This is a genomic window from Adhaeribacter aerolatus, from assembly GCF_007991635.1.
Taxonomy (GTDB): domain Bacteria; phylum Bacteroidota; class Bacteroidia; order Cytophagales; family Hymenobacteraceae; genus Adhaeribacter; species Adhaeribacter aerolatus.
The window spans coordinates 12,935-37,969 of sequence record NZ_BJYS01000039.1 but is presented as its reverse complement, the minus strand read 5'-3'; the positions used below and the strand labels follow the sequence as shown (position 1 = coordinate 37,969).

Below are 25,035 nucleotides of genomic sequence, written 5' to 3'. Positions count from 1 at the left end.
ATGTTCAAGAGATTAAGTATTCGCAGTAGCCTTACCTTCATATTTATATTGTTGGCTTACTTGGCCCAAGGGCAAAACCAGGTTTTAACCATGACCGAGGCCTTACAAACGGCCTTGACTAACTACGGTACCCTAAAAGCCAAAGCCAATTATACCCAGGCATCGCAGGCGGCAGTCCGGCAGAGCCAGCGCGATTATCTTCCCAATTTCAGCGTTTCGGGCCAGCACGATTACGGTACCATTAACGGGCAAAATGGCGCTTTTTACGGATTCCGGGGGTTGAATTCTTCTTCATCGGGGCCAGCCATGGAAACCCAGAATTGGAATGCCGCCTTTGGGGCCCTGTACCTGGCGAATGTAAACTGGGATTTTTTCTCTTTTGGCCAAGCCCGCGAAAAAATACAAGTTGCCAAAGCGGCGAATAACCAGGACCAAGCCGATTTGGTACAAGAGCAGTTTCAGCACCAGGTGCGGGTAGCCAGCGCTTATTTAAACTTGCAAGCCGCCCAACGGCTCTCGCGGTCGCAGGAACGAAATCTGGAAAGAGCAGTAGCCCTAAAACGGGTGGTAGTCGCCCGCGCCCAAAATGGCCTCAACCCCGGCGTGGATACGTCGCTGGCCAATGCGGAAGTTTCGAGCGCCAAAATTGCCCTTACCCGCTCTTTAGATACAGAACAGGAACAAGCCAACCAACTGGCGCAACTATTGGGAATACCATCGCAATTTTTTTTGCTGGATAGCCTGTTTGTAACGCGCGTGCCGGTTGCCTTTGCGGCGGCAACCACAACTCCGACCGATAATCACCCAATATTAAGTTTTTACCGCCAGCGGATAAACTTAAGCCGGCAACGTGAGAAATATTTCCGGACTTTTAATTACCCTACTTTTTCAGTATTCAGTGTATTACAAGCCCGCGGTTCAGGATTTAGCCACGATTACAATATTAATCCGGAGGCTTATACCAAAAATTTCCGGCAGGGCATTACACCTACGCGGGGCAACTACTTGTTTGGGGTGGGCATGGTCTGGAACCTGACGGATAATTTGCGGGTGCAGCAACAGGTACAAGCCCAGGCCTTTACCTCGCAGGCCCTCCAAAACGAATACGATCTGGTAAACCAGCAGCTTAGCGCCCAACTATCTTTAGCCGAAACGAAAATTCAGAATGCTCTGAGTAATTACCGCGAAGCCCCGAACCAGATTCAGGCAGCTTCTAATGCTTACACCCAAAAAAACGCTTTGTACCGGAATGGCCTGGCGACTATGGTAGATATTACCCAGGCACTTTATACCCTGAACCGGGCCGAAATTGACCGCGATATTGCCCATAGCAACGTGTGGCAAGCCTTGTTGTTCAAAGCGGCCGCCGCCGGCGATATTTCCATTTTTACCAATGAGTTCTAAGCCACCAAAAAATCAGAACTAGTCCTCCGGAGACTTAAAACTTATCACTTACAACTTATTACTTTTTACCTTACCCGAAATGGATTTAATAAGAGGAGCGCTGCGGAAACCCATCACCATCATGGTGCTGGTTGCCGGTTTATTTTTCTTTGGCATTAACGCTATCCGCACGATTAAAATAGATATTTTCCCCGACCTGAACCTGCCAGTTATTTACATTTCGCACCCGTATGGCGGGTACGCACCGGCCCAGATGGAAGCTTATTTCGGGAAGCAGTACGTAAACCTAATGCTGTACGTGGCCGGCGTTAAAACCATCGAAACCCGCAATATTCAGGGCTTAACGCTGATGAAATTAACCTTCTATGAAGGCACCAATATGGCCCAGGCCGCCGCCGAAGTTACCGCTTTTACTAACCGGGGACAGGCACTCTTTCCGCAGGGCTCGCAACCGCCCTTTATCATGCGTTTCGATGCTTCTACCTTGCCGGTGGGTCAGTTAGTGCTCAGCAGCCCCATCCGGTCCAATAATGAGCTGCAGGATATGGCCAACACCTATTTGCGTTCGTCGTTTACGTCTATTCCGGGCCTGGTTACACCGCCACCGTTTGGCGGCAACGTGCGATCTATTGTGATTAAAGTAGACCCGCAGTTGCTTCGCGCCCACAACCTCACGCCCGATCAGGTGGTACTGGCCCTCCGGGAATATAACCAAACCTCGCCTTCGGGAAATGTGCGCATTGGTGATTTTAATTATATAACCCCGACCAACACCTCCATTCAGAAACTGAAAGATTTTGAAAAAATTCCTTTGTACAAAGGGACTATTCACAACGTGTTTTTACGCGATGTAGCTAAAGTAGAAGATGCCGCCGATGTAACGAGTGGTTACGCGCTGGTAAACGGCAAGCGGTCGGTATACCTGGCCATTACCAAATCGGCGAATGCCTCTACCTGGGAAGTCGTTAAAAACCTGAAAAAGGCGTTGCCACGTTTCCAGGCTATGTTGCCGCCCGATGTGAAACTTTCGTACGAGTTCGACCAGTCGGTTTACCTGATTAATTCGGTGAAAAGTTTAATTACCGAAGGTGCCATTGGCGCAATATTAACCGGGTTAATGGTATTGCTGTTTCTCGGCGATCGCCGCGGTGCACTAATTGTAATCTTAACCATTCCAACTTCTATAATCTCGGGGGTATTATTTCTGCACCTGTTCAACCAAACCATTAATATCATGACGCTAAGCGGTTTGTCGCTGGCCATTGGTATTCTGGTAGATGAATCGACGGTTACGATTGAAAATATTCACCAGCACCTGGTTATGGGCAAGACCAAAGCTTTGGCTATCTGGGATGCCTGTCAGGAAATTGCCTTTCCGAAGTTATTGATTCTGTTTTGTATTCTGGCGGTTTTTGCTCCGGCCTTAACCATGAAAGGTATACCGGGCGCGTTGTTTTTGCCCTTGTCGCTGGCCATTGGATTTTCCATGGTTACCTCTTATTTGCTCGCCCAGACCTTTGTGCCAATTATGGCCAACTGGTTGATGAAAGAACATCACCAGACCGATACACATTCGGAACCAAAGAAACCAGGACGTTTTGAACGATTCCAGTTACGCTTCCTAACCTGGATTGATAAAATGCTGCCGGCCCGCAAGGCAGTAGTAAGTATTTATGTGCTGGTAGCTTTGGCCATTACCGGGTTTATGCTAGCCGGCATTGGGCGCGATGTGTTACCCAAGGTAAACAGCGGCCAGTTTCAGGTGCGGTTGCGGGCGCCGGACGGTACCCGGATTGAACGCACCGAAGCCCGGCTGGTAAAAACCTTGCGGGTGCTCGAAGATCTAGTAGGCAAAGAAAATATCGAAATTACTTCGGCTTTTGTGGGCCAGCACCCGGGGCAATATTCTACCAGCCCCATTTACTTGTTTATGAGCGGCCCTCAGGAAGCCGTATTGCAGGTAAACCTGAGCGAAGGTTACCACGTGGACATGGACGAACTAAAAGATAAGTTCCGGCGAGAAATAAAAGCCGCTATGCCCGACTTACAGCTTTCTTTTGAGCCGATAGAACTCACCGATAAAATATTAAGTCAGGGTTCGCCAACACCCATTGAGGTGAAAGTTTCGGGTAAAAACAAAAAGCAGAACGAAGAATACGCCCACAAAATTACCCGGAAATTAAAGGAAATTGCTTATCTGCGCGACGTACAAATCGGGCAGGCGATAAGGTATCCTACCATTAATATTAATATAGACCGGGCGCGGGCATCCGCTCTGGGTTTAAGTATTTCGGATATTTCGCGGTCGTTGGTGGCGTCTACCTCTTCGTCGCGGTTTACGGAGAAAAACGTTTGGATTGATGAAAAAGCGAACCAGACCTACAGCGTGCAGGTTTCGGTACCGGAATACAACATGGCCAGCATTAACGATATACGTGAAATTCCGTTAATGGCGAACCGCGCTCGCCCCGTATTAAGCGATGTAGCCGATATAGAACCCGCTACCGCTTACGGCGAAAACGACAATCTGGGAGCTATACCGGTAATTTCAGTAACCGCCAACTTAAACCAAACCGATTTAGGTACCGCTTCCACCGATGTGGACGCCGCTATTGCCTCCCTGGGCGAATTGCCGCGCGGGTTAACCATCGAATCGAAAGGCTTGAGCCAGACCCTGAACGAAACCCTCGATAGTTTGCAATCTGGTTTATTGGTTGCCATTGTGGTAATATTTCTGATGCTGGCCGCTAATTTCCAGTCTTTTAAAGTATCGTTAGTGGTGCTGTCTACGGTGCCGGCGGTGTTGTTGGGTTCTTTAGCGTTGCTGCTGTTAACGGGCTCAACTTTAAATCTGCAATCCTACATGGGCATGATTATGTCGGTGGGCGTGTCGGTGTCGAATGCGGTGTTGCTTATTACAAACGCCGAGCAGTTGCGCCTCCAGAGCGGCAACGCGGTAACGGCGGCCCACGAAGCTGCCGGTATTCGGTTACGGCCCATTTTAATGACAAGCTTAGCCATGATTGCCGGTATGATTCCGATGGCAGCCGGTTTTGGTGAAGCCGGGGAACAAACAGCCCCCTTAGGACGCGCCGTAATTGGGGGCCTGGTAGCTTCTACTTTTGCGGCCCTGTTGATTTTACCTTTGGCTTTTGCCTGGGTACAGGGTAAAGCCACCACCCAGTCGGTATCGTTAGACCCCACCGACAAAGAAAGTAAATATTATATTCCAGCCTAGTAAGATGAAGAATTTGATAAAATATACCCGGCACGGGAGTAAGTTAATTTTAGCCGGAGGTTTTTTGCTCCTGCAAAGTTTATCGGCTTGCCATACCGCCGATTCCCGGGCGGAGCAGCAGGAACAGGTAACCGAACCAGAAGTGGCGGTAATAACTTTACAAAAAGGCAAATTATCCTCTTCGCTGCAGATTCCCGGCGAATTATTGCCTTACCAGGAAGTAGATTTGTACGCAAAGGAAAGCAGCTACGTCCGGAAATTATTTGTAGATGTAGGTTCGGAAGTAAAGCAAGGGCAATTGCTCGTAAGTCTGGAAGCACCCGAACTGAATTCCCGATTGGCCGAAACACAATCGCGGTTAAAATCGCAGGAGGCGCTGTATACGGCCAGCAAAGCCCACTACAACCGATTATACGAAACCAGTAAAACACCTGGCACCATTTCACCCAACGATTTAGACCAGGCGCTGGCGAAACAAAATTCAGATTTAGCGAACTTAGAAGCCGCCAAAGCCGCTTACCGGGCCGTAGTAGCTACCCGCAATTACCTCGAAATACGGGCACCTTTTAATGGGGTTATTACCGCCCGTAATGTTAGTCCGGGGGCGTACGTAGGGCCAAGTGGAAAAGGTTCGGAGTTGCCGCTTCTGGAGTTACAGGAGCAAAATAAGTTGCGTTTGGTAGTATCGGTGCCGGAGATGTACACGGGTTTATTAAGCCAGCAGGACAACGTAAGCTTTACGGTAAAATCATTGCCCGACCAGGAATTTAAAGCCAAAGTTAAACGCATGGCCGGTGCCCTCGATTCGAGGTTAAGGGCCGAACGCCTGGAAATGGATGTGGTTAATACAAACCATAAATTGTTGCCCGGCATGTATGCTGAAGTGAATATTCCGTTACCTGCCAAAGACAGCACATTTGTGGTTCCAGCCAGCGCGGTGGTAGCGTCTACCGAGAAGGTTTTTGTCGTGAAAGTAGCCAATAACAAAGCCGAGTGGGTTGAAGTACAAAAAGGCCGCCAAGCTGATGATAAAGTAGAAATTTATGGCAAATTAAACCCCGGTGATAAACTGGTGGCCGTTGCTACCGACGAAATTCGCAATGGAACCGAGCTGAAAAATGTAAAAAATGAGTAAACTAAATTTCAGTTGTTATAGTACTCACAATTGCCCAACCGCATTACAGTCAATCACCTTTTAGCCAACAACTTTCAACATCACAACTTCTAACCTTCAACCACCTAGTTCCGCACGGCAATCATCAGGCTTAATTCTTTGTAACGCATGTTAAACTTTTTGGCAATAGCGGCATTGGTTAAGCTGCCTTTGTAAATATACACGCTGCTGCGGTAGTGCTCATGAGTAAATAATACTTCGTTGATGCCCCCGTGCTTCGAAATATCCATGAAAATAGGCGTAAAAATATTGCTGAGGGCGTTGGTAGCGGTGCGCGGTACGCGAGAGGCAATATTGGGTACGCAGTAATGAATAATATCGTATTTGCGGTAAACCGGCCGGCTTAAGGTAGTCAACTCCGAAGTTTCGAAACAGCCACCTTGGTCGATGCATACATCAATAATAACGGAGCCCGGATTCATCTGGGCCACAATATTTTCCGAAATCATGGGCGTGGTGCGGCCTTCCCTATTCGACAACGCCCCTATTACCACATCGGCCAATTTTAGTTCCTGGCTGAGTAAAGCGCCATCCATGGTAGAGGTAAACAAATAAGGGCCAATATTTTGTTTGAGTCGACGCAGCTTATAAATGTGATCATCAAACACCTTAACCTCGGCGCCTAATCCAATAGCCGCGCGGGTGGCGTATTCGGCCACGGTACCGGCACCCAAAATAACTACCCGCGAAGGCGGCACCCCGGTAATACCACCCAATATAATGCCTTTGCCTTCACTGCTGGAACTTAAATATTCGGCGGCAATCAGCATAACCGTACTACCGGCAATTTCGCTCATGGCCCGCACCACCGGTTTGGTATCCGATTTATCTTTTACCAGTTCAAACGAGATAGCGTTTATTTTCTTACGGCAAAGCGCCCCTACGTAATCGCCGGTGAGGCTGCCAAATTGCAAGGCCGAAATTAACGTTTGCCCGGCCCTTAAATATTCAATTTCTTCAAAAGTAGGCGGCGCAATTTTTAAAATAATATCAGCCTCGTAAACTTCTTTGGTAGAATAAACAATGTGGGCACCAGCTTCCGAAAATTCATGGTCGGCGTATTTAGACGGGCTGCCTGCCCCCGACTCTATCCAGATTTCGTGGCCATTGTCCGTAAGCACCCTAACCGATTCGGGTGTAAGGCCAATGCGATTCTCCTGTAAAGATGATTCTTTGGGAATTCCAATAAAGAGGCGCTTTTTCCGGGTTTCAATCGCCAGCATTGATTCTTTCGGAAAAAGAGCGCGACTGGTGGCAGCCAACGATTCAAAGCCCGAAGGAATATTCTCGTTCATATTAATTCTTTTTCAACGTAATGGTACGGGCTTCCCCCACACCTTTATCTATTGTAACAGTCACATAATGTTCGGGCAATAAATCCCGTACCTGCGAGGGCCATTCTATCAGGCATTTATTACCGGAATAAAAATATTCGGTCGCGCCTATATCCAGGGCTTCCCGTTGATCATTAATCCGGTAAAAATCAAAGTGGTAAATCACTTCCCCGCGGTTGCTTTCGTATTCGTTTACCAGGGCGTAGGAGGGGCTGCTAACGGGCTCTGCTACACCGGCCAGGCGGCATAATTCTTTAATTAAAGTTGTTTTCCCAGCTGCCATTTCGCCCTCAAATAACAAAATATTCTCGTCTTTTGCAAAATCCCACACCGTGGCGGCGGCGGCCGGCAAGCCGGCCAGCGCCGCCACTTCCACTACTTTCTCGTCCATGCCGTATCAGGCGTTTTTAGGCTGCAGTGTTACAAACGGTATAATAATTTCTTCCAGCGATACGCCGCCGTGCTGAAAGGTATCTTTATAGTAATTTACGTAATAATTAAAGTTATTGGGGTAGGCAAAGAAATAATCTTCTAAGGCAAACACGTAGGCCGTAGAGATATTTTCTTTAGGTAAGTTTATGCGCTCGGGCTTACGTACTACGTAAACATCTTTTTCGGTAAAGCCCAGGTTTTTGCCGTGTTTGTACCGCAGGTTGGTATTGGTGTTGCGGTCGCCGATAATTTTAAAAGGCCGTTTGCACCGGATAGTACCGTGGTCGGTGGTAATAATTAAGCGGCCTTTCTTTTCCGAAATCAGCTTTAAGGTTTCAAACAACGGCGAATGTAAAAACCAAGACCGGGTAATCGAACGGTAAGCCGACTCATCGGGCGCCAGTTCGCGTACCATGTTGCTATCGGTGCGGGCGTGCGAAAGCATATCTACAAAATTGTACACGATAATATTTAGTTTATTCGTGTCGAGGTTCGAGAATTTGCTTACCAGATCTTTGCCGGAGGCGCTGTTGGTTATTTTATGGTAACTGTATTTTTCGTTCACCCGGTTTTTCTGAAACTGAATATCGACAAAGTCGGCTTCGTGCAGGTTCTTGCCTTCTTCGTCTTCGTCGGACACCCACATTTTCGGATATTTTTTCTGAATTTCGGCCGGCATCATACCCGAAAAAATAGCGTTGCGGGCGTAAGCCGTAGTAGTGGGCAGTATAGAATAATACAGTTCTTCGTTCTCGACGGTAAAATAATCGCTGATAATGGGCTCCAGCACTTTCCATTGGTCGTAACGCAAATTATCTATCAGCACAAAATATACCGTCTGGTCGGTTTCTTTCATCATCGGGAAAACCCGTTCTTTAAATATTTCGTGCGACATTAAAGGTCTGTCGTCCGATTCGTCGTTGATCCAATCTTCGTAATTATCCATGATAAACCGGGCAAAATTAGAGTTGGCCTCGTCCTTTTGCATGTTAATTACGTCGGCCATGCTTTTGCCTTCGGTTTCATCTATCTCCAACTCCCAGCGCACCAGCTTTTTATAATTTTCGGCCCATTCCTGATGGCTCAGGCGCTCGCCAAAAGCCATACCCAAGGTCCGGAAATCGCGCTGGTAAGAACTATTGGTTTTTTCCGAAACCAGGCGTTTGTTATCCAGTATTTTCTTTACCGATAATAAGATTTGATTGGGATTAAGCGGCTTAATTAAATAATCGGCGATTTTGGAACCAATGGCTTCTTCCATAATATGTTCTTCCTCACTTTTGGTAATCATCACCACGGGCGTGTTCGGCCGTACCGTTTTAATTTCGTTCAGCGTTTCCAGGCCCGAAATACCGGGCATGTTTTCGTCGAGGAAAACCACATCGTAATTATTTTCCTGGAATTTTTCGATGGCATCGGCTCCGCTGCAAACCGGGGTAATGTCGTATCCTTTGTCTTCCAGAAATAGAATATGGGGTTTCAGTAAGTCAATCTCATCATCGGCCCATAAAATATTATATCTTTGCATAAATTAAATTTGTTTAAAAGTAGCTAGTTGTCGGTTGTGAGTTTATTCTAAATTCAGAACCTTTTATCGGGTGTAATTGGCATCTGCCAGTAAGTTGTTTTAGCCTGGCAATTGTTACGGATGCGATATACGTATATTTACCGACAACGAACAACAGACAACTAGGTTATATCTTGAATAAGAAAAAAATCTTTAATGATCCGGTTTACGGCTTCATTACCGTTCCGTCGGAACTCCTGTTCGACGTAATTGAACATCCTTATTTTCAGCGACTTCGCCGCATTAAGCAACTAGGCCTTACCGATTTTGTTTATCCCGGGGCTTTACACACCCGTTTTCATCATGCTTTGGGGGCCATGCACCTCATGGACCAGGCCCTGCATACCTTGCGCAGCAAAAATAACCAAATATCCGATAAAGAGTGCGAAGCCTCCTTACTGGCTATTCTGTTGCACGATGTGGGGCACGGTCCTTTTTCGCACGCGCTGGAGACCTCCATCTTTAACAACGTGCACCACGAGTACCTGTCGCTGCACCTGATGCACCAGTTGAACAACTATTTCGGCAACCGGCTGGATTTAGCTATTCAGATATTTAACGGCACCTACCATCGCCCCTTTTTTCACCAGCTGGTTTCGAGCCAACTAGATGTAGACCGCCTCGATTATTTAAACCGCGATAGTTTTTATACGGGAGTTTCGGAAGGCAAGATTGGTGCCAACCGTCTTTTAAAAATGCTGAATATTTCTGATGATAAACTGGTAATAGAAGAAAAAGCTATTTACAGCATCGAAAATTTCCTGGTGTCGCGGCGGGTGATGTACTGGCAGGTATACTTACACAAAACGGTTATCAGCGCCGAAAACATGCTAATTCGGCTGATAGAGCGGGCCCGTGAACTATCTCAGGCCGGCGTGGCGGTACCCGCCAGCGAACCGTTAGAATATTTCCTGCACCATACGGTTACCATGGCGCATTTTAAAGAAGACGAGAAAATATTAAAACGTTTTATTTCTTTAGATGATTACGATGTTTGGCAGGGCATTAAAACCTGGTGCAGCCACCCCGATAAAATTCTTTCGTTCCTGGCCGAAGGCTTGCTGCAGCGCAAATTATTTAAAGTAATTATTTCTACTACTCCGCCCGACGAAGACATAATTTTGGGCATAACCGAACTGGTGCAGGAATATTTTGGCGTAAATGCCGAGGAAGTTAAATATTTAATGATAACCGGCACCATCAGCAACAATGCTTACGAAGCCAAAGGGCAGTCCATTGATATTATGACCAAAATCGGCCAGATTATTGATGTAGCCGAGGCTTCGGATTTGCCCAATATCCGGGCGTTAAGCACGAAGGTAGAAAAGTATTATGTTTGCTATCCGAAAGAAATCACGGTTTAATTAATTTGTTTACTATTTTTACGCTATGGAATTTACTGTCGGACAAATAGCCCAGTTGCTGGACGGCCAGGTGGAGGGAAATGCAACTGCCAAAATCCGTGCATTAGCAAAAATAGAAGAAGCCGATTCCGGCGCGCTTGCCTTTTTATCAAATCTTAAATACGAACATTTTCTTTATTCCACGGGGGCTACCGCCGTTATAGTTGCTAAAAACTTCACGCAAAAACAACCGGTTTCCGCGGCTCTAATCCGGGTAGAAGATCCTTACTCCAGTTTTTCGCGCTTACTCGAGGAATACCAAAGGGCCGTGGCTGCCCTGAAAACCGGCGTAGAACAGCCGGCTTTTATCGGCGAAAACTCCCACATGGGCGAAAACCATTACCGGGGTGCTTTTTCGTATATTGGCCAGAACTGCAAACTGGGGGCTAATGTAAAAATATACCCACAAGCATACCTCGGCGATAATGTACAAGTGGGGAATAATACCACTATTTTTGCCGGCGCTAAAATTTACAGCAATACTGTAATTGGTAATAATTGTATTATTCATGCCGGAGCCGTAATTGGCAGTCCGGGTTTTGGCTTTGCGCCCCAGAAAGACGGCACTTACCGCGATATTCCGCAAACCGGCAACGTGGTACTGGAAGATAATGTAAATATTGGGGCTAACACCACCATCGATTGTGCCACTTTGGGCTCTACTATAATACACGAAGGCACCAAAATAGATAACCTGGTACAAATAGCGCATAACGTAGAAATTGGTAAACACACGGTTATTGCCTCACAAAGCGGCATTTCGGGCTCTACCAAAATAGGTAATTATTGCACCATTGCGGGTCAGGTGGGTATTGTGGGTCACATTAGTTTGGCCGATAAAACAACGGTGGGCGCGCAATCTGGCGTTTCCAAATCGATTTCGGAATCCGGTACTATTATTCAGGGCTCGCCAGCCTTCGATTACAAACAAAACCTGCGGAGCATTGCCGTATTCCGCCGCTTGCCCGAACTGGAAAAACAACTGAACGAACTAAAAGAAAAGATATAAATTCGCGCTATAAATACGCACCCGCATGAATGAAAAACAGCATACCATCAAAGCTCCGGTAACCGTTTCGGGTATTGGCCTGCATACCGGCGTGATGGCGAACATGACCTTTTTACCGGCGCCGCCGAATCATGGCTATAAATTTCAACGCATAGATTTACCAGGGCAACCCATTGTAGATGCCGACGTGGACAACGTGGTGGATTTATCGCGGGGCACCACCATTGAGCAAAACGGCGCCCGGGTAAATACCGTGGAGCACACCTTAGCCGCGCTGGTTGGTCTGGAAATCGATAATGTGCTTATTCAGCTGGATGGTCCGGAACCGCCTATTATGGATGGCAGTTCCATTGCTTTTGTGGAATCTTTGCAGGAAGTTGGCCTGGAAGAACAAAATGCCTTACGCAACTTTTTTGAAATTCCGGAAGGTATTTTTTACAAAAACAGCGAGCGCGAAGTAGAAATGGCGGCTTTGCCTCTGAACGATTACCGGGTAACCGTCATGGTAGATTACCAGTCGCCGGTATTAGGCAGCCAGCACGCTTCTATTACCAATATCAACCAGTTCCCGAGCGAGATAGCGTCTTGCCGTACTTTCTGCTTTTTACACGAACTGGAAACCCTCTACAAGCAAAACCTGATTAAAGGCGGCGACTTAAATAATGCCATTGTGGTAGTGGATCGGGTGGTATCGGAAGAAGAATTAACCGAACTTGCTACGCTTTTAAGAAAGCCCAAGGTAGAAGTTAAAAAAGAGGGCATTCTGAATAATGTAGACTTACGCTATAAAAATGAACCGGCCCGGCACAAATTACTCGATTTAATTGGCGATTTGGCCTTGGTTGGGCGCCCACTGAAAGGCCAGATTCTGGCGGCCCGTCCCGGCCACGCGGCCAATGTGGCCTTTGCCAAAAAGATTAAAAAAGTAATGCAGGAGGCGGCTATCCAGAACGTGCCGGTATACGATCCGACGAAGGAGCCGGTAATGGATATCAACCGCATTACCCAAATATTGCCCCACCGCTTTCCTTTTGTGCTGATAGATAAAATTATTTACCTGGATGAGAGTACCGTAATTGGGGTAAAAAATGTGACCATGAACGAGCACCAGTTCCAGGGCCACTTTCCCGGCAACCCGGTTTATCCCGGCGTTTACCAGATAGAATCCATGGCCCAAACCGGTGGCATCCTGGTTTTGAATACGGTACCCGATCCGGAAAACTACTGGACTTACTTTTTAGGAATTGACAAATGTCGTTTCCGCAAAAAAGTAATACCCGGCGATACTATTATTTTTAAGTGCTGGTTATTAGCGCCCATTAAACGCGGCATTGCCAAAATGCAAGGACAAGCTTTTGTAAACGGGAAAGTTGTAATGGAAGCCGAAATGTCGGCCAGTATTGTCCGGAAAGATAACGTATAAGCGATATAAGAATTGAAGTTTATGAATTTAAAATTAGAAGTCTCCTCCTACCCATTTTTCAACTTGGTTATTCTGGCATGACTAAACATTTACCATTTTTTATTCCTACAGTCGTGCCCAACGGAATAAATTCTAGTTTTTAAATCGTAATCTTTAATTTTGGCAAATGAATCAACCCTTAGCATATATTCATCCGGAGGCGAAAATAGCCCAAAACGTGGTAGTAGAACCCTTTAGTACGATTTACAAAAACGTTGAAATTGGCGAAGGAACCTGGATTGGCCCCAACGTAACCATTATGGAAGGGGCGCGCATTGGTAAAAATTGCAAAATATTCCCGGGTGCCGTTATTTCGGCGGCTCCCCAGGATTTAAAATATAAAGGCGAATCTACTACCGTTACTATTGGTAATAATACGGTTATCCGGGAATGCGTTACATTAAACCGGGGCACGGCCCTGGATAAAAATAATACCGCCATTGGCGAAGATTGCCTGATTATGGCTTATGTGCACGTGGCGCACGATTGTGTTATTGGCAATAATGTAATTATTGCCAATACCGTACAATTAGCCGGTCACATCGAAATACAGGACTATGTTTTTATTGGGGGTACCTCGGCCGTGCACCAGTTTGTAAAAATTGGCGCGCATGCCATGGTTTCGGGTGGTTCGCTGGTCCGGAAAGATGTGCCGCCTTTTGTAAAAGCCGCCCGCGAGCCGCTTTCCTATGCCGGCATTAACTCTATTGGATTACGCCGCCGGGGTTTCTCGAACGAAAAAATAGCTGAGATTCAGCAAATTTACCGCACCTTGTTTTTAAGCGGCTTAAACTACACCGCCGCCCTGGATAAAATAGAACTGGACATGGCACCAAGCGCCGAACGCGACGATATCCTGAATTTCTTCCGGAATTCGGAGCGTGGTGTTATTAAAGGTTACTCTTCGTCTATCGATGCAAATTAATCTGAGCGGCTTAGGTAAACGCTATAATTACGAATGGATTTTTCGCCGCCTGGATTATAATTTTCTACCCGAAACCGCTTATGCCATTTTGGGGCACAACGGTTCGGGTAAATCTACTTTACTAAATTTATTATCAGGATATCTGAGCCCCAGCGAAGGTTCGATTACCCACACCCTGGGCCATCAAACCCTAACGCCAGATAATTTATACCGCCACTTATCTTTCACGGCTCCTTACCTCGAATTAGTTGAGGAATACACTCTCCTGGAGCTGGTGCAATTCCACAGCCATTTCCGGGCCATGCGCACCGCTTCGGCTACGGATTTAATCGACCGGCTTTATTTAAAACCGGCCAAAGATAAATTTGTGAAAGATTTTTCGTCGGGGATGAAACAACGCTTAAAGTTGGGGCTGGCCATTTATACAGATGCCCCCCTGCTGCTACTAGACGAACCTACTACTAACCTGGACCAGGAAGGCATTAACTGGTACCTGGAACACGTTAGCCAGAACCGCAAAGATCGCCTGGTAATTGTTTCTTCCAATGTTGCCCACGAATACAGCTTCTGCGACGAAATAATTAATATTACCGACTACCATTACAAACCAAAAGCGGCTAAGAAAATTTAAGTTTCGGCGGGAATATATTAAAACAAAAGAGCTGGCTCCTTGGGGAACCAGCTCTTTTGTTTTAAGGACTTCTGTAAATATTACCGCAAATCAATTACTTTAACCCCTTTGTACTGCGATTTATCAAAAGCAAAATAGGTGGCATCTACGGCCGGGTTGGGCGAAAATTGCTTAATGGTGTAAGTATAGCGATTGCCGTTGTTTCGGAACATTTTCCAGGTTTTAACGCTATTATCGCGCTTGTTAATCTGCAGGCGAACTTTGTAAACCGAGTTATTCTTATCCAGCGGCGATAATTCGATAATATTATAGGTTTGACCGCCTTCCCGCATTTCTTCTACAAACGCGTATTTGTAACCTTTCTGGTACAATGTAAAAATAGCGTTCGGCGACATTTGCTGATCGTCCGGGTCGTTTTCCGAAATATTCACCTCATTATCCGACTTCATGTAGGTCCAGATGGTGCTGCCGTTGTTAATAATTTCCTGGTCCTTCAGTTTCAGCCGGAATTTATTACCACTCACGGTAATATCGCCCTGCATGGTTTCTTTTATTTTACTGGCCGGATTCTCCAGGGTTTGGGTAAAAACCACATTAAAGGCCTTCAAACCCTGGTATTTCTGGCTCATGGCGTTCAATATTTTCTCTGCCCGCGGATCCTGCTGCGCCTGGGCAACCGGAATAATCAATATTAAAGCGAGCAGCAACGGAATAATCTTCTTCATATAACTATTTTTTCAGAATACTACTAATAATTTAGTGCTTATCCATAGTATTCAATAACTGTTCCAAACTATATTCGTCGGGAATTAAAACCTCGCGTGCTTTACTACCTTCAAACGGACCAACTACACCTGCCGATTCCAACTGGTCGATTAAGCGGCCGGCGCGGTTGTAACCCAGCTTCAGGCGGCGCTGCAGCAAAGACGTGCTCCCCTGCTGGTGCGTTACAATAATGCGGGCAGCTTCTTCAAACAACGAGTCACGGGTAGACGGATCAAAATCAGTTTTTTCGGTGCCACTTTCATCGCCAATAAACTCCGGCAGCAAATAAGCATCGTCGTAACCTTGCTGGTCGCCGATAAAGTCGCAAATCCGGTCTACTTCCGGCGTATCCACGAAAGCGCACTGCAAACGAATCAGGTCCGACCCTACCGAGAACAACATATCTCCCTGCCCGATTAACTGGTCGGCCCCGCCGGTATCCAGAATGGTACGGGAATCTATCTTGGAAGTAACTTTAAAGGAAATCCGGCACGGGAAGTTAGCTTTGATAATACCGGTAATAACGTTTACCGAAGGCCGCTGCGTAGCTACTACCAGGTGAATACCAATGGCCCGGGCCAGTTGCGCTAAACGGGCAATCGGGGTTTCCACTTCTTTCCCGGCCGTCATCATCAAGTCTGCCAGCTCATCAATTACCAGCACAATAAATGGCATAAACCGGTGGCCCTTTTTCGGATTGAGGCGGCGCTCCACAAACTTCAGGTTATACTCTTTCAGATTGCGGCAGCCGGCATCTTTTAGCAAGTCGTAGCGCATGTCCATTTCCATGCACAACGAATTCAGCGTATTAATCACCTTTTTGGTATCGGTAATAATCGCTTCTTCAGCATCGGGCAGTTTGGCCAGGAAGTGGCGCTCAATTTTGTTAAACAGCGAAAGCTCCACCTTTTTCGGATCGACGAGCACAAACTTCAGCTGCGATGGGTGTTTTTTATAAATAAGTGAAGTTAATATCGCATTTAAGCCAACGGATTTACCCTGACCGGTAGCACCCGCCATCAGCAAGTGCGGCATTTTCGCTAAGTCGGTAATAAATACTTCGTTGGTGATGGTTTTACCAAAAGCTATGGGCAAATCCATTTCGCTCTTCAGGAATTTTTCCGTTGAAACAATGGATTTAATGGAAACCATTTCTTTTTTCTTATTCGGTACTTCAATACCAATGGTACCTTTACCCGGAATAGGCGCAATAATCCGGATGCCCAAAGCCGATAAACTCAGGGCAATATCATCTTCCAGGTTTTTAATTTTGGAAATCCGCACCCCGGCGTCCGGCACAATTTCGTAGAGCGTAACGGTGGGGCCAATAGTAGCTTTAATGCTCGCAATACCAATGCTGTAATTACCTAGCGTTTCAACAATGCGGTCTTTGTTGGCTTCGAGTTCTTCTTTCGAAACCTGGATTTTGGCTGCACTGTAATCGTTTAATAAATCTAAGGTGGGGTATTGATAACGGGCTAAATCCAGTGTTGGGTCGTAATTCTCGGTGAAAACAGCGGTTTCCTCTTCGGGTTGGTTTTTAACAGCCAGGTTTATTTTGGCCGGCTTTTCATCCTCAAATAAATCTTCGTCCAGATCCTCTTCGTCTATTACTTCGGCGCCTTGCGTACTATTCGAAATATCGAGGGCAATACTGGTATTTAATTTGGGTTTGGTGGCCAAAACGGGTGCCGGAGCCGGACTCAGGCTTAATTGACGGGAATCCCCCTCGAATAGATCTTCCTCCATTAAGTCCAACGGACCGTCGTCATCACCATCATCATCGCTATCTAGACTATCATCTAAATCTTCGTCGTCTATCACATCATCCGGTTCCTGGTCCAGGGAGGCCGTCGGGTTGCTGTATTGGTTTAGACCCGACGAAGTTTGCTCGTAAGTAGGTTCTACGGCTACCGCATCGGCCGCGAAAGTATTGGCGGCAGAAGCCGCTGCCGCGGCCACCGCTTTTTTACCGGTAGCCAAACTGGTAACATTAAAAAAGAAAATGACAAAGGTCAGCAGGAAAAATGCCAGTAACGGAATGGTACCCCAGCCGATCAGGCTATCGAGCCAGTAAGCAGTTTCGTAGCCAATGGCGCCGCTCAAAAAACTGTTTGCTTCTACGGTTTGGGTGGCGTGCACCAGGTAGCCCAACATTAGGCAGAACCAGCACAACGCGAAAAGACAAATGGTAAAAATATACGATAAAGAAATATACCGGCTCCGGAAAACGATTTTGTAGCCGATAAAAAACAAGACGGGTACTACAAAAAAAGCCGCTACGCCAAAGCCTTCGTAAATAAAATAATTAGCAATCCAGGCGCCCAATAGCCCCAGCCAGTTTTCCGATTCAGCCCCCGCTTCTTTTAAATTAGCCGTAGTGGGTAAAGATTCTACCACACTTTGGTCGGCGTGACCGGTAAACAAATAAGAAATAAAAGCTACACTCAAGTAAAGCGAGCCCAGAATAAAAAAGAACCCCAGAAAGAGGTGAAACCGCCGATCGCGGAAGAAATTCAGAAATGAAAAGCTTAACTTGAATTTGCTGCCTTCGCTGGTTTTTTCTTTCCGGAAACTTTTACCAACTTTTTCTTTTACCGGCTCGCTTTTTCCTCGTGGCACGTTTTTAGCCCGCGGCGCCGAATCCATCTCCCTTTTGTACGTGTTATTGGCCATACTTCAACTAAATCTCTAATCTATAATCTTTGGACAAATTGCTCCCCAGTCGCTAACAAGAAAATTTTAAGATTTTAAAATTAACTTATTTATTCGTTTTACCAACGATGGACCTTCATAAATAAATCCGGTATATAGCTGCACTAAATCGGCGCCGGCTGCTAGTTTTTCCTGGGCATCTTCCGGCGTCATTATTCCGCCCACGCCGATAATCCGAATACTTTCGGGCAGGTGCTGTCGGAGATACCGGATGATTTCGGTAGCATGATTCCGTAGGGGCTTGCCACTCAGGCCCCCCGCCCCAATATTATCCAAGGTAGGTTTATCTGTTTTTAAAGCATCCCGGTTGATGGTGGTGTTGGTAGCCACAATGCCATCCAGATTGGTTTCCACAGCAATCTGAATAATATCGTCGAGTTGAGCCTGATTTAAATCCGGGGCAATTTTTAAGAGCAACGGTTTTCTTTGGGGCTTAGCATTGTTTTGCTGCTGCAAGGCCGCCAGGAGTGCCCGCAGCGGTTCTTTATCCTGCAATGCCCGCAAATCAGGAGTATTCGGCGAACTGACGTTTACTACAAAATAATCAACTACATCGTACAGGACATCAAAACAATACTGGTAATCGCGCAGGGCCTCTTCGTTGGGGGTAATCTTATTTTTGCCAATGTTACCGCCCACAATAATATTGCTTTTCCGTAATTTTAAACGGGCCGCCGCCACCTCAACCCCTTGGTTATTAAAGCCCATGCGGTTAATCAGCGCCTGATCGACGGGTAACCGGAACAGGCGCGGCTTGTCGTTGCCGGGCTGCGGCCGCGGCGTAACGGTACCAATTTCAATAAAGCCAAAACCTAGCTGCGCAATTTCATCTACGAGTAGGGCATTCTTATCAAAACCCGCTGCCAGACCAACCGGGTTCGGGAAAGTCAATCCAAATACCCGGCGCTCCAGCCGGGCATCCTGCACCCCAAACGCCTGCGCCCCCAGCTTTTTGGCCAGCGGCAGTTTAAATCCTGTTCTCAGGACAGAATAAGATAAGGTATGAATGGTTTCGGGATCTATCTGGAAAAGAAGCGGACGCAAGAGTGACTTGTACATAAAGCAAATTTAACGCTCGCTCCGGATAAATGCCGGATTTATTTTGGGAAAGTACCGTTGACCTAATTTAATAATGGCTGTAAAACCGTTGTATAGTAGCTTACGTGCGGCAAAACACCTGCTCTACGCTGCTATAACTTGTAACTAATAAATAATTTCAGCACACAACTTTAATTATAGTTTAAAGTGAATGGGTTAAAACTTTATCTAAGTCAAATAGCAGGTGCCTGGAATTGAATTACCCAAAATTATTGCCCATTATGAATTGGTTTAAATAAATATTCCTTACAATATTTATTTTACTCAGATGCCATACGGAATCTTTAATATTCCTAAATTTAGATTTTTAGGACTATTACAAATTATAATATTTCAAAAATTTATTATTTTATTACCTCTTACATGCAACGATTAGTTTTAGTTAAATATTTAGCACTTTTAATATTTTTCTTTCCGTTTACCGTTTTCGCGCAAACTGCTTTGCGCCAGGATAACCAGATTTTAAAAATAACCGAAGCAATTTCGGCTCAAAACTTAGAAACGTTGGTTCGCAAACTGGTTTCTTTCGAAACCCGGCACTCACTGAGTACCACCAAAGACAAGAAAAAAGGTATTGGCGCTGCCCGTAACTGGGCACAAACCGAAATGGAAAAATATGCAGCCGCATCGGGGGGCCGCATGACCCTAACGCAAGATAAATACGTGGTAAAAGCCGATGGCCGCCGCATACCCACCGATGTGGAAATGGCAAATGTTATGGCTACCCTCAAAGGCACCGACCCGAACGACGACCGGGTTTTTATTGTATCGGGACATATTGACAGCCGCAATACCGATGTAATGGACGCAAAAGGAGCCGCACCGGGCGCCAACGATGATGGTTCCGGCACGGCTGCTGTTCTGGAATTAGCCCGGGTAATGGCCGCGAGTCAGTTTCCGGCCACTATTATTTTTGTAGCGGTACAAGGCGAAGAGCAAGGATTATACGGGGCCCGCCACCTGGCCCAACGAGCCAAACAGGAAAACTGGAACCTGGTAGCCATGCTGAACAACGATATGATTGGCAATTCTTTTTCCGATGAAACAGATTTGCGGGACAATACCCGGGTAAGAATATTTAGTGAAGGTGTGCCGGCCTTTGAAACGGAAGAAATGGCCGCCACGCGCAAAAGCATTGGTGGTGAAAACGACAGCCGCAGCCGCCAGCTGGCCCGCTACATGAAAGAAATTGGCGAACGTTACGTGCCGCAACTGGAGGTGGTATTGAATTACCGAACCGACCGTTTTTTGCGGGGCGGGGACCATACACCTTTCAGTCAGGCCGGATTTACGGCCGTGCGCGTGTGCGAAATGAATGAAAACTACCGGTACCAGCACCAGAATGTACGCACCGAAAATAATATCCGCTACGGCGACTTTCCGGAGCACGTAGACTTTGAATATTTGCGGAAAAATACCGCTTTAAATGCCGCTACCCTGGCCAACCTGGCTTCGGCCCCTTATGCACCCGAAAATGTAGGCGTAGTTACCAGTAACCTGACGAACAAAGCCGAACTAAAATGGGAAGCACCTAAAAAAGGAAAAAGCCCGGCTGGCTATTATATTTTAATGCGCGAAACTTCGGCGCCGATGTGGGAGAAAAAAATATACGTTACCGGCACAACTGCAACGCTGCCGTACTCCAAAGACAATTACTTTTTTGCCGTACAGGCCGTTGATGCCGAAGGCCACGAAAGCTTGCCGGTAGTACCCAAACCTTTACGCTAATGCTAAACCTAACTAAACACCACCTATAAAATCACTTATGGAAAATAGATATCTGGGAATTGAAATTGGGGGCACCAAACTTCAATTAACCCTGGCCGACCAGGACTTGAATATTATAAATAAATACCAAGCCTGGGTAGACAAAGGCGATAGCGGTCACGAAATACGGCAGAAAATAGCCGGCGTGTTACAACAAGTACAACAAGAAACTTACCTTTCGGGAATAGGCGTTGGCTTTGGCGGCCCCTTGGATTGGGAAAAGGGTCAGGTAATCGTATCGCATCAGATCGAAGGCTGGAATGGCTTTAATATTAAGGAATGGCTGCAGGAATTAGCAGGGGTACCCGTTACCGTGGAAAATGATGCCAATACGGCGGCTTTGGGCGAGGCCCGCCGGGGCGCTGGCCAAGGCTACCGTTCGGTATTTTATATTACATTGGGCAGTGGCGTGGGGGGCGGCCTTGTTATTGATAATCAGTTATTCCATGGGGCAAATCCCGGCGAAGCCGAAGTAGGTCACCTGCTGATAGACCGCACCGGCCTGACGGTAGAAGATTGCTGCTCCGGCTGGGCCGTAGACCGCAAAGTTTGGAAAGCAGTACGGACCGAACCTACCGGCATATTGCGCAAACTGGCCGGCCCTAACCGCAGCGGCGAAGCCCGCTTTTTAAAAGATGCCCTGGAACAAGGCGATAAAACGGCTTTGGCAATTATGAAAGAGACAGCCGATACACTGGGCTTTGGGTTATCGCACGTGGTACATCTTTTCCACCCCGATATTATTATTCTGGGTGGCGGTCTGTCTTTTTTAGGTGATTTTTTACGCGTTCCGGCCGAAGAAGCGCTACGGAATTATACCATGAAAGCCTTCTTGCCGGGTCCGCCAATTGCCATAGCTAAATTAGCTGCCGATGCGGTACCGGTAGGTGCTTTGGAATTAATTCACCAACATTTAACCAAAACAAAAGAGTTAGCGCTTTAATTTCCAGCTGCTACGTGATCTCTTTTTTGTAATATTTAATCTGCCCTACTATTGTTGGTCGGATACAAAATACATTTTAACTAAAATATTTAAACACCCCATCAATCCCCACATGCAAGCATTTATTTCGGAATACCTGAATGCCCAGAAAAAAGCATTAGACTCTATTGCACCGGAAGCGGTAACCAAACTTATTCACCTGTTTAAAGATGCCTGGCGGGCCGATAAGCAAATATTTGTATTTGGCAACGGCGGCAGTGCGGCGAATGCATCGCATTTTGTAACCGATTTAGGAAAAGGTGCTTCCGATAAATTACCCAAACGCTTCCGGTGCCTGTCGTTGAACGATAATATGAGTTGGCTGACGGCCTTGGGGAATGACTATGCTTACGATGAGGTTTACGTAGGGCAATTACGGAATTATGCGCAACCCGGCGATTTGGTGATGGCTATGAGCGTCAGCGGGAACTCGCCGAATGTAATTAAAGCCATCGCCTGGGCGAAAGAAAATAATATTTATACGATTGGTTTAACGGGTAGCCAGAAAGGACAGTTGGCCGGTTTAGCAGATTTTAGCATTACCGTTGATTCGGCGCATTTTGGGCGCGTAGAAGATGCCCACATGGGCATTTGCCACTTGGTTTGCTACGCTTTTATGGAAAACCCCGAAATAGTAAATAATTAAGCTCTAAACAAAAACAAAATACCCTGCTTTAAACCGTTAAAGCAGGGTATTTTGCTAAAATTCTGTTTTCTTTTGCCTCCTGGTACAGTTTTACTTTATCAATGGGCACCACTCCCACTTCTTCGCAAACCAACCCACCACCTAAATTTGCCAGGTCGGCGAGTAAAGGTAAAGGCAGGTGCAGGGCCATGCAAACCGCAGCAATACTAATTACCGTATCACCGGCACCCGATACATCCGAAATGGTACGCAGGTGGGCATCGATGTAGGTTTTTTCGCTACCGGCAGCGCAGAAAACCCCTCTTTCGGAAAGGGTTACCAGAATATTTTTAGTTTCCAGTAAGGATTGCAAACTGGCTACGGCCTGTTCAAAAGCTTCGTGGTTGGCATCGGTAAACTCTACTTTCAGGCCCTCTTTTAATTCTTTTAAATTAGGCTTAAACAAAGAGCATCCTTTATAGCGCAGAAAATTCCTTTTCTTCGGATCTACCACCGTCGGAATACCCCGGTCCTGAGCCAAAGAAATCAGTTCGGCAATATTTTGCTCGTTCAGCACACCTTTGTCATAATCCTGAAAGATAACCACATCGGTCCGTTCGAGCAAGTCAATATAACGTTGCCGCAATTGCCTATTTTCGGGTTCCGCCAAATCGGTTTCTATTTCAGAATCGATGCGGAGTAATTGCTGGCCACCCGATAATATTCGTTGCTTAATCGTAGTCACCCGTTCCGGGCTTTGGATGATGCCTTTGGTGGACAGGTTATTTTCTTCGAGTAAAGTTAAAAAGTCGTTTCCGGCGGTATCGGTGCCAATGACGGAGCAAAGGTAGGTGGTGGCGCCCAACGCCTGCACATTCAAGGCCACATTGGCGGCACCACCCAATCTTTTTTCGCTGCTTAAAACGTTTACAATAGGAACTGGCGCTTCCGGCGATAACCGCGTCGACTTACCCCACAAATAAGAATCTACCATCACATCGCCCACAATTAAAACCGTGAGCTGGTTGAACGCCGAAAACAAGGACTCCAAAGAACGCAAAGCCGGCACTTATTTTAATTTAGCCAGACTTTCTTTAATACGCGCCATGGCTTCTTCGAGCTTGGCATCCGAAGCCGCAAAAGAGAACCGGATACACTCTTCCGCGCCAAAAGCTTCGCCGCTTACCGCCGCCACGTAGGCATCGTTCAGCAGGAACATACTCAGGTCAAAAGAGTTGTTAATTACATTGCCGTCCGGGGTTGTTTTACCGAAGTAAGAGCTCACCTCCGGGAAAATATAGAAAGCTCCCTGCGGTACATAAGTTTTAAAGCCCGGTATATCTCTTTTCATGATATCCAGTACCAGATCGCGGCGGCGCAGGTAAGCAGCCGCCATTTCATCGGCCGATGCTTTACCACCTTTCAGGGCAGCTACCGCAGCTTTCTGGGCGATGGAGCAGGTACCGGAAGTAATCTGGCTTTGCATTTTATCGCAGGCAGCGGCTATTTCTTTGTTGGCCGCAATGTAACCTACGCGCCAGCCGGTCATGGCATAACCTTTAGAGAAGCCGTTTACTGTAACTACGCGGTCTTTAATGAAATCGAAAGATGCCATGCTGGCGTGCTCGCCGGTAAAGTTAATGTACTCGTAAATTTCATCGGCCAGCACGTAAATATTCGGATGTTTTTCCAGTACGCGGGCAAAGGCCAATAATTCGTCTTTTGAGAAAACCGAACCGGTAGGGTTACAAGGCGAAGAATACATTACCAGCTTGGTGTTAGAGGTAATGGCGTCTTCGAGTTGCTGCGGGGTGATTACAAAATTGTGCTCGATGTTGCCTTTTACCTGCACCGGAATACCTTCGGCCAGTTTTACCACCTCTTCGTAAGATACCCAGTACGGCGAGAAAATAATCACCTCGTCGCCGGGGTTTACCAGACTCATCACCACGTTGGCAATAGACTGCTTGGCACCGGTAGATACCACAATATTTTCGGGTTTATAATCCAGGTTATTATCCCGTTTCAGTTTGGCAACTATTTCCTGGCGCAGGTCTAGGTAACCAGGCACCGGGGTGTAAAACGTAAAACCATCGTCGAGGGCCTTTTTAGCAGCATCTTTAATATACTGCGGCGTCTGAAAATCAGGTTCGCCAAAGCTCAGGTTAATAACATCATGTCCTTGGGCAGCCAGTTCGCGGGCTTTTTTGGCCATTGCGATAGTCTGGGATTCGGCCAGCGCCAAAATTCTGTCGGATAAAAAACTGGTTTCCTGTTCTGTTGATTGCATGATTAGTGGAAATTTTGCGGCCAAAAATAAAGATTTAAAACTTAAATTGTTAGTTAGCCGGGAATAAAAAATATTCTGTTAGATAAAATTACGGGAAAGACGGGAGATTATTACCTTTTATACGCTTTTTCTGCTTTAGCCGATAAGGTGTAGAGGAAATATTTGAGAATCAGTCTTTAATATAGGTATAGCTGCAATTAAGTAAAATCTGAAT

General features: G+C 46.5%; 19 protein-coding genes. 11 read left to right on the top strand and 8 right to left on the bottom strand.

The features are described 5' to 3' along the window. From AAE02nite_RS21120 to AAE02nite_RS21110, 3 genes are all read left to right on the top strand, one after another. On the top strand, nucleotides 1–1,404 hold the full coding sequence (locus tag AAE02nite_RS21120; RefSeq protein WP_146902769.1) for a TolC family protein: 1,404 nt from the start codon (nucleotides 1–3) through the stop codon (nucleotides 1,402–1,404). A 79-nt stretch (nucleotides 1,405–1,483) separates the two neighbouring features. Then, nucleotides 1,484–4,642 carry an efflux RND transporter permease subunit gene (locus AAE02nite_RS21115; RefSeq protein WP_146902766.1) on the top strand — a complete coding sequence of 1,053 codons (3,159 nt, stop codon included), beginning with the start codon at nucleotides 1,484–1,486 and terminating at the stop codon, nucleotides 4,640–4,642. A gap of 4 nt (nucleotides 4,643–4,646) precedes the next feature. Further along, nucleotides 4,647–5,777: an efflux RND transporter periplasmic adaptor subunit gene (locus tag AAE02nite_RS21110; protein WP_146902763.1), complete on the top strand. Its 1,131-nt coding sequence runs from the start codon at nucleotides 4,647–4,649 to the stop codon at nucleotides 5,775–5,777. Between the two features lie 104 nt (nucleotides 5,778–5,881). Here AAE02nite_RS21110 and AAE02nite_RS21105 read toward each other — a convergent pair whose 3' ends face one another. From AAE02nite_RS21105 to porX, 3 genes are read right to left on the bottom strand one after another with little or no spacing between them, the layout of a single operon-like run. Then, nucleotides 5,882–7,111, bottom strand: coding sequence for an alanine dehydrogenase (locus AAE02nite_RS21105; RefSeq protein WP_146902760.1), 1,230 nt, complete (start codon nucleotides 7,109–7,111; stop codon nucleotides 5,882–5,884). Nucleotide 7,112: 1 nt separating this feature from the next. After that, a complete protein-coding gene (tsaE, locus tag AAE02nite_RS21100) occupies nucleotides 7,113–7,541 on the bottom strand; it encodes a tRNA (adenosine(37)-N6)-threonylcarbamoyltransferase complex ATPase subunit type 1 TsaE (RefSeq protein WP_146902757.1) in 429 nt (142 codons plus the stop codon). 6 nt (nucleotides 7,542–7,547) lie between these two features. Continuing rightward, nucleotides 7,548–9,110 (bottom strand): T9SS response regulator signal transducer PorX, encoded by a 1,563-nt coding sequence (gene porX, locus AAE02nite_RS21095; protein ID WP_146902754.1) that lies wholly within the window; start codon nucleotides 9,108–9,110, stop codon nucleotides 7,548–7,550. 173 nt (nucleotides 9,111–9,283) lie between these two features. Between porX and AAE02nite_RS21090 the strand changes: the two genes are divergently transcribed. The 5 genes from AAE02nite_RS21090 (at nucleotide 9,284) to AAE02nite_RS21070 (ending at nucleotide 14,579) form a co-directional block, all read left to right on the top strand. After that, a complete protein-coding gene (locus AAE02nite_RS21090) occupies nucleotides 9,284–10,513 on the top strand; it encodes an HD domain-containing protein (RefSeq protein WP_146902751.1) in 1,230 nt (409 codons plus the stop codon). Nucleotides 10,514–10,538: 25 nt separating this feature from the next. Then, nucleotides 10,539–11,561 (top strand): UDP-3-O-(3-hydroxymyristoyl)glucosamine N-acyltransferase, encoded by a 1,023-nt coding sequence (gene lpxD, locus AAE02nite_RS21085; protein WP_146902748.1) that lies wholly within the window; start codon nucleotides 10,539–10,541, stop codon nucleotides 11,559–11,561. 25 nt (nucleotides 11,562–11,586) lie between these two features. After that, nucleotides 11,587–12,984, top strand: coding sequence for a bifunctional UDP-3-O-[3-hydroxymyristoyl] N-acetylglucosamine deacetylase/3-hydroxyacyl-ACP dehydratase (locus AAE02nite_RS21080; protein ID WP_146902744.1), 1,398 nt, complete (start codon nucleotides 11,587–11,589; stop codon nucleotides 12,982–12,984). A gap of 166 nt (nucleotides 12,985–13,150) precedes the next feature. Further along, nucleotides 13,151–13,948, top strand: a complete 798-nt coding sequence (gene lpxA / locus AAE02nite_RS21075) for an acyl-ACP--UDP-N-acetylglucosamine O-acyltransferase (protein WP_146902741.1) — start codon at nucleotides 13,151–13,153, stop codon at nucleotides 13,946–13,948. Next, nucleotides 13,938–14,579 (top strand): ABC transporter ATP-binding protein, encoded by a 642-nt coding sequence (locus AAE02nite_RS21070; protein ID WP_146902737.1) that lies wholly within the window; start codon nucleotides 13,938–13,940, stop codon nucleotides 14,577–14,579. Before lpxA ends, AAE02nite_RS21070 begins: the two co-directional genes overlap by 11 nt. Nucleotides 14,580–14,659: 80 nt before the next feature. Here the strand turns inward: AAE02nite_RS21070 and lolA1 are convergent, their stop codons facing one another. From lolA1 to AAE02nite_RS21055, 3 genes are all read right to left on the bottom strand, one after another. Continuing rightward, nucleotides 14,660–15,304: an outer membrane lipoprotein periplasmic chaperone LolA1 gene (gene lolA1, locus AAE02nite_RS21065; protein ID WP_146902734.1), complete on the bottom strand. Its 645-nt coding sequence runs from the start codon at nucleotides 15,302–15,304 to the stop codon at nucleotides 14,660–14,662. Nucleotides 15,305–15,335: 31 nt separating this feature from the next. Continuing rightward, nucleotides 15,336–18,020: a DNA translocase FtsK gene (locus tag AAE02nite_RS21060; RefSeq protein WP_146902731.1), complete on the bottom strand. Its 2,685-nt coding sequence runs from the start codon at nucleotides 18,018–18,020 to the stop codon at nucleotides 15,336–15,338. 66 nt (nucleotides 18,021–18,086) lie between these two features. Continuing rightward, nucleotides 18,087–19,118 (bottom strand): quinone-dependent dihydroorotate dehydrogenase, encoded by a 1,032-nt coding sequence (locus AAE02nite_RS21055; protein WP_146902728.1) that lies wholly within the window; start codon nucleotides 19,116–19,118, stop codon nucleotides 18,087–18,089. A gap of 402 nt (nucleotides 19,119–19,520) precedes the next feature. Between AAE02nite_RS21055 and AAE02nite_RS21050 the strand changes: the two genes are divergently transcribed. The 3 genes from AAE02nite_RS21050 to AAE02nite_RS21040 all read left to right on the top strand — a co-directional run bounded on the left by AAE02nite_RS21050 (nucleotide 19,521) and on the right by AAE02nite_RS21040 (nucleotide 22,552). Next, entirely contained in the window at nucleotides 19,521–20,885 is a 1,365-nt protein-coding gene (locus AAE02nite_RS21050; protein WP_146902725.1) for a M28 family metallopeptidase, read from the top strand. 37 nt (nucleotides 20,886–20,922) lie between these two features. Next, on the top strand, nucleotides 20,923–21,867 hold the full coding sequence (locus AAE02nite_RS21045; RefSeq protein ID WP_146902722.1) for an ROK family protein: 945 nt from the start codon (nucleotides 20,923–20,925) through the stop codon (nucleotides 21,865–21,867). Between the two features lie 112 nt (nucleotides 21,868–21,979). Next, entirely contained in the window at nucleotides 21,980–22,552 is a 573-nt protein-coding gene (locus AAE02nite_RS21040) for a D-sedoheptulose-7-phosphate isomerase (protein WP_146902718.1), read from the top strand. Between the two features lie 28 nt (nucleotides 22,553–22,580). Here AAE02nite_RS21040 and AAE02nite_RS21035 read toward each other — a convergent pair whose 3' ends face one another. Further along, nucleotides 22,581–23,600: a bifunctional heptose 7-phosphate kinase/heptose 1-phosphate adenyltransferase gene (locus AAE02nite_RS21035; protein WP_146902715.1), complete on the bottom strand. Its 1,020-nt coding sequence runs from the start codon at nucleotides 23,598–23,600 to the stop codon at nucleotides 22,581–22,583. Next, nucleotides 23,601–24,821 (bottom strand): pyridoxal phosphate-dependent aminotransferase, encoded by a 1,221-nt coding sequence (locus tag AAE02nite_RS21030; protein WP_146902712.1) that lies wholly within the window; start codon nucleotides 24,819–24,821, stop codon nucleotides 23,601–23,603. Nucleotides 24,822–25,035: the final 214 nt, after the last annotated feature.